The organism is Nocardia sp. NPDC059154, assembly GCF_042755705.1.
In the GTDB taxonomy this organism is placed as follows: domain Bacteria; phylum Actinomycetota; class Actinomycetes; order Mycobacteriales; family Mycobacteriaceae; genus Nocardia.
The window spans coordinates 1-5,164 of sequence record NZ_JBHZCS010000161.1; the positions used below are offsets into that span (position 1 = coordinate 1).

Consider the following 5,164-nt stretch of genomic DNA (forward strand, 5'->3'; position numbering starts at 1 on the left):
CCGACCGAGACCGGCTACTCGGCCGTGTGGTTGTTCTGCGCCGCAGCGTCAGTGGTCAGCCTCCTGCTCATGATCTTGTCCTGGTTCCGCCGACGCCCACCCACCACTGCCCCACGCACCGTGTATTGACGGAACCTGATCCATGCTCCACCCGTATTACTTCACAGCCCGAAGAGGATCATTGTCGAGCTGGTCGACGACGACGCCGGCAAGTCCACCGCGAAAGGAACGGTCTACAGCGGAATTCGACGGCGTGGAGTCCGAAATCGACTTGTTGGCCAAGAACGCCAGAAGACTCCGCGCGCTGGTCGAGCGGTGCGGGCTCAGCCCGCGCGAAAGGTAGGCCGGGACCGCAGGCGTAAGCGCAGGACCGACAAGCCTCGCGCCCCCCGTTAGCAACGAACGCACCTCCGTGATCGGGCAATGGGCACGAAATGGCGGATAAGAAGTGTCCAGCCGCGGCCGGATCCACAAAAACATCGTCGTCTCCGCCTACATCAAATCCAGCTGAACTGGGGGCCGGAACCGACGATCACAGCCGAAATACGGCCTCGGCCGGGCACGGTGGTCGGGACGCGCTGGTGCTCTCGATCGATACGCGTATCGAGCCGGACCGGCCCGCTAGCCAGCCATCGTGACGCCCGACCACGCGGAGGACGCCGCCTACCTGCGCAAACGCGACATCGACGCGGTCCATCGGCTGTCCCGACCCGGCACGGAGTGTGATGTGCGTCGCTTCGCTAGACTGTACAAGCTACTGATGATAGCTTTTAAGCTATTATCAGTAGCCTAGGAGATCGTCATGGCCACCCAGCACCTGTCACTTCCCGACGGCACCATCGCCTACGAGCTCATCGGCCCCTCCGACGGACCACTCGTAGTGTGCGTCCCCGGCATCGGCGTCAACCGCGCCGACTTCCGGTACCTGGCCCCGGCGCTCGCCGACGCCGGAAACCGGGTAGCCGTCAAGGACATCCGCGGCCACGGCGACTCCAGCGCCGACTGGCCGCACTACCACCCCACCGCCGTCGGCCACGACATCGCCGCCCTGATCGGTCACCTCGGCGGGCCCGCCGTGATCGTCGGCCACTCGTTCGCAGCGAAGTCCGCCGGACAGGTCGCCGTCCGCGAACCCGAGCTTGTCCGCGGCCTGGTACTCGTGGGCGCCGCCGTGCGCCACGACAAGCCCGGCTTCGTCATGGGGCTGGCCACGAAACTGGTCACCAGCAATGCTTGGCTGTGGACGATGTTCCTGAAGTCGCTGTACCCGGGTACCAAGCCCGCCGACTTCGCCGAATACCTGGCCGATAACAAGGCGAAGCTGCGCCGCAAGGGACACCTCGCGGCCTTGAGCGCCCTGACCGGTTCGCTGCCCGCCGACCCGGCCCTGGAACTGTCGGGCATTGCCGCCCCGACCCTGGTCGTCATGGGGACCAACGACGGCGACCTCGCCGACCCCGCCGCCGAGGCGCGGCGGATCGCGGACGAGGTCTCCGGGCCGTCCCGGGTCACGATGTCGGACGGATCGGGGCACTACCCGCACACCGACAACCCGGAGTTCACTGCGCACGCCATCTTGACGTTCCTGAAGGAGCTGTGATGCCACGCGCCGGACTGTCCACCACCGCGGTGGTGGACATCGCGGTCGCCGTCGTCGACGCGGGCGGACCCCGCGCCCTGACCCTCGCCGCGGTGGCCACCCGCGCCGACGTGGCCACCCCCTCGCTGTACAAACACGTCAAGAACCTGGACGAACTGGTGGACCTGGTGGGCCTGCGCGTCCTCGAGGAACTCACCGAACGGGCAACCAGCTCGGTGATCGGGCTCGGCGGCCCCGAGGCGGTCGGTGCCCTGTTACGCGCCTACCGCGACTACGCCGTGCAACACCCGTGCCGGTACGCGATGATGCCCCAGAGCATGCGTGAGACACCAGCCTGGGACACGGCCAGCCGCCGCCTGATGGACAGCATCCTCGCTGTGCTGGCCGGTTGCGGCGTCACCGGCGCGGACGCGGTACACCTCACCCGCTGCATCCGCGCCGCCGGGCACGGCTTCGCCACCCTGGAGTCGCAGGGCGGCTTCCAACTCGCCGAAGACATCGAAACGTCCTTCGCCACCCTGACCCGCATGGTGCTCAGCGCGCTACCGTCACAGTGAATCTGAAGTTGCCGCGTTCGGCGGTGATTTCCTTTAGCCGCAACCGGTATACGGTGTCGGGGTTGTCGTGATGGTCGCGGGTGCCGACGACGTTGACCGTGATCGACCATTGAATCGCCATCGGTGATGGTGCGCCACGACCGATCTGCCTTGCACCCAGCAGAGCGTTCGGTACGACCGCCGACGCCGGCCCTCGCATCCCGGACGCCGACGCAATGGCGGCGTGCGAAACGCCTACCGCTCGAACCCTTCCCACCTGTCCCGCTGTATGCGGGCGTTGAGGGAGCGTTCGAGCGGCGAAGGCTGTGCGCCGAGGATCGTCGGATGCTCGAACTCCGACCACGCCTGCTCCCACCGCGAGTGAGCTTCGCGACTGCGCAGGCCCAGCTCGTACCGCTTCCTGTCGTCGGGGACCTTGCGCACCAGACCGTCGAGCCGCGCGAGGTCCTGGCGCAGCGGTTCGAGGGTTTCGGCCCCGGGGGCTGCGCTGGTACGGCTCAGCTCGGCGATAACTTCCCTGAATTGCTCTTTCAGCTCTTTCGGACTGTCCATGGTTCTGCCTCCCGCAGACCAGCATCGCACCGGGACCCGACGTGATGCGCGCGAATCGTGTTGGCCTTTACAGGATTTGAGGACCGGGTGCAGGTCCCGATACTCGGCAGACCATGCGAGCAGGCGGGCCTTGTCGGGTCGGTGTGGGACGTTAATACCGAACGTTCTGGTCGATGCGCGGGAGATCTGTTGCAGCGCAACATTATTGAATGAGTTACTATGACGCCATCAATGCCCGAAACGACGCCAGGGCGCGGGCTGGCCGGAGTTGACAGGGACCGACAAGCAGGTGGGATGGGCGACCACGGTGCGTCAGGCCAAGCTCGACGAGTTCGAGGCCGGCCTGACCACCGAGCCCCAGCGCAGCCAGATGCGGGCGGTGCTGCTGCGCGAGACGTGCGCGGCCGTCTGGATCGACTACCGAGACACCCCGTGGGGCGCGGTATGGCTGGCCAACCTCACCAGCGACGAACGCGAGGCCCTGCTTTCCTCCACGAAGGACCGGGTATGAGCGATACGGGGGAGGAACACGCCATGCTCCGGCGGATCCACGATCACGAACTGTGTCGGGGCCGAGCGCGATACTGCCGGGAATGGGTGTAGCCCAAGGAGTTCGACAAGGTGAGGTGGTGGTGAACGTTGTGTTGTGGACCGGTTTCGCGTTCTGGTTTCCTGGCGCCGGTGTCCTTTTCGCTTCGCGCTGGTTCCGGCGGTGGGGGAGAGAGGCAGGGCGGCGGAAGTCGGCGCCCTTTCCCACATTCGCATCCGGGGTGGCGAAGCCGCCTACTCTCGGTGATCGGCGCGGTGCTCCTCGCGATCGCGCCGCCTGTCGTCTCCGGGGATCCAATGTGGCAGAGGGTTCTCACCGACGTGATGCTCATCGGATGGACAGTGTTTGGCATTGTCCTGATCGTCGCCATCCGGCAGGTCAGGGTTTAGAGCGGCGGACTACACCGAGTCCTGACATCGCAGAGCACCTACGCGCCGGAATTGGCCTGCGCCCCAGTCCGCGTCGCCGATACAGTATGCTACGTCCAGGGTTCAGAAAACAGTCCGGTCACTGTGTGGTCGATGACACCAGGTGATGGCGATGAACCGTCCCTCCGATCCGTGCCTGCTGACCACCAGGACCTCGGTCGCCGACGACAGCACGCACTGGTGCACCGTCGGCGGCGAGATCGATGCCGTGACTGCCCCCGCATTCCATAAGGCGCGCCCTCATCTGGTCGGGCCGTGGGATCGCGTCGGCTGAGAACTCCTTTAACCAAGATCCGCAGGTCACTGCACATTGGCTGCGCCTGCACGGCATAGACTTAGAGCTCCTAACAGGTTCGGTAGGTTGGCGTCGGGTTCTGTTGCAGTGCAGGATGTTTCGGTGTGGCAGCACCTTGGATCGTGGATGACGAGTTGTGGGCGGTAATCGAACCGCTACTGCCGGTGAAACCGGCCGGAACACCGGGGCCGCCGCAGATGGACAGCCGCCGGGTGCTGCAGGGGATCTTGTTCGTGCTGATCACTGGGATCGGGTGGGAAGACCTGCCCCAGGAACTGGGGTTCGGGTCAGGGATGACCTGTTGGCGCAGGTTGCGGGACTGGCAGGCCGCCGGAGTGTTCGAACAGATCCATCAGGCCGTGCTGGCCCGTTGCCACGCTGCCCGGTTGATCGATTTCGACCGGGTGATGGTCGACGGCTCGCATGTGCGGGCGAAAAAAGGGGTGCCGCAACAGGTCCGAGCCCGGTCGACCGCGCCAAAACCGGTCCCAAGCATCACATCCTGACCTGCGGGAACGGATTCCCGCTCGCGGTAGCGCTGTCGGGTGCCAATGTCAACGACCACCTGCTGTTGCCCACGCTCCTCGATCGGGTGAGGCCTCTTCGCGGGCGTGCGGGCCGGCCCAGGCATCGGATCACCACCCTGATCGCGGACAAGGGATACGACTACCCCAGCGTGTATTCCGAACTGCGGCAACGACGTATCACCGGCTACATCGCGCGCCGCGGCACCCGCGACAAGGTCACCGCCGGCCGCTGGATCGTCGAGCAATCCTTGTGCGCCGCGAAGCGGCGTGTCGTATCCCCGGCTCAGCCGGGAGGGACTTGGAGGGAGGTTCCTGGGTCGAATGGCTGACCTGATGCCGAAAGGCTAACAGGGACAACAGCATGCCAGAGAATCCGGTGACCGGGCCCAGTGGTCGGGGACGGGGTGCCGGAGGGGCCCGCGTGATATGGCGAAAGCTGGATTGCCTGAATCCCAATCTCCAGTCGATGCAAGTTCCCATCCACCGGAAACGACCGCTGAAACCGGTGCCGTGCCCTGCGTCGGAGTCCAAGGTTCTCCGATGCAACCTCCGGGGCTCGGGGCGATGCCCAGCGAGGGCATTGAAGGAGATGAGTGGGGCGCCTACGTCACGCTGCCACGTACGACACGAACGAACGCGGGATCGCCTACGGGAC

General features: G+C 65.7%; 8 protein-coding genes. 6 read left to right on the plus strand and 2 right to left on the minus strand.

Annotated elements, in window-relative coordinates; translation table 11 throughout:
- Positions 1-802 precede the first annotated feature (802 nt).
- Positions 803-1,600 (plus strand): alpha/beta fold hydrolase, encoded by a 798-nt coding sequence (locus ACFXN1_RS51165; RefSeq protein WP_379445238.1) that lies wholly within the window; start codon positions 803-805, stop codon positions 1,598-1,600.
- On the plus strand, positions 1,600-2,157 hold the full coding sequence (locus ACFXN1_RS51170; RefSeq protein WP_379445237.1) for a WHG domain-containing protein: 558 nt from the start codon (positions 1,600-1,602) through the stop codon (positions 2,155-2,157). Before ACFXN1_RS51165 ends, ACFXN1_RS51170 begins: the two co-directional genes overlap by 1 nt.
- Here ACFXN1_RS51170 and ACFXN1_RS51175 read toward each other — a convergent pair.
- Positions 2,135-2,278, minus strand: coding sequence for a hypothetical protein (locus ACFXN1_RS51175; protein ID WP_379464148.1), 144 nt, complete (start codon positions 2,276-2,278; stop codon positions 2,135-2,137). The genes ACFXN1_RS51170 and ACFXN1_RS51175 overlap by 23 nt on opposite strands.
- 113 nt (positions 2,279-2,391) lie before the next feature.
- Positions 2,392-2,709: a hypothetical protein gene (locus ACFXN1_RS51180; RefSeq protein ID WP_379445235.1), complete on the minus strand. Its 318-nt coding sequence runs from the start codon at positions 2,707-2,709 to the stop codon at positions 2,392-2,394.
- A gap of 268 nt (positions 2,710-2,977) precedes the next feature.
- On the opposite strand from ACFXN1_RS51180, the gene ACFXN1_RS51185 reads away from it, so the two are divergent.
- From ACFXN1_RS51185 to ACFXN1_RS51200, 4 genes are all read left to right on the plus strand, one after another.
- Positions 2,978-3,220 (plus strand): hypothetical protein, encoded by a 243-nt coding sequence (locus ACFXN1_RS51185; protein ID WP_379445234.1) that lies wholly within the window; start codon positions 2,978-2,980, stop codon positions 3,218-3,220.
- Positions 3,221-3,799: 579 nt separating this feature from the next.
- Entirely contained in the window at positions 3,800-3,961 is a 162-nt protein-coding gene (locus tag ACFXN1_RS51190; protein WP_379445233.1) for a hypothetical protein, read from the plus strand.
- Positions 3,962-4,104: 143 nt separating this feature from the next.
- Positions 4,105-4,488, plus strand: coding sequence for a transposase (locus ACFXN1_RS51195; protein WP_379445232.1), 384 nt, complete (start codon positions 4,105-4,107; stop codon positions 4,486-4,488).
- A complete protein-coding gene (locus tag ACFXN1_RS51200) occupies positions 4,485-4,838 on the plus strand; it encodes a transposase (RefSeq protein ID WP_379464150.1) in 354 nt (117 codons plus the stop codon). The genes ACFXN1_RS51195 and ACFXN1_RS51200 overlap by 4 nt, the downstream gene beginning before the upstream one ends.
- The last annotated feature ends 326 nt before the right edge of the window (positions 4,839-5,164 follow it).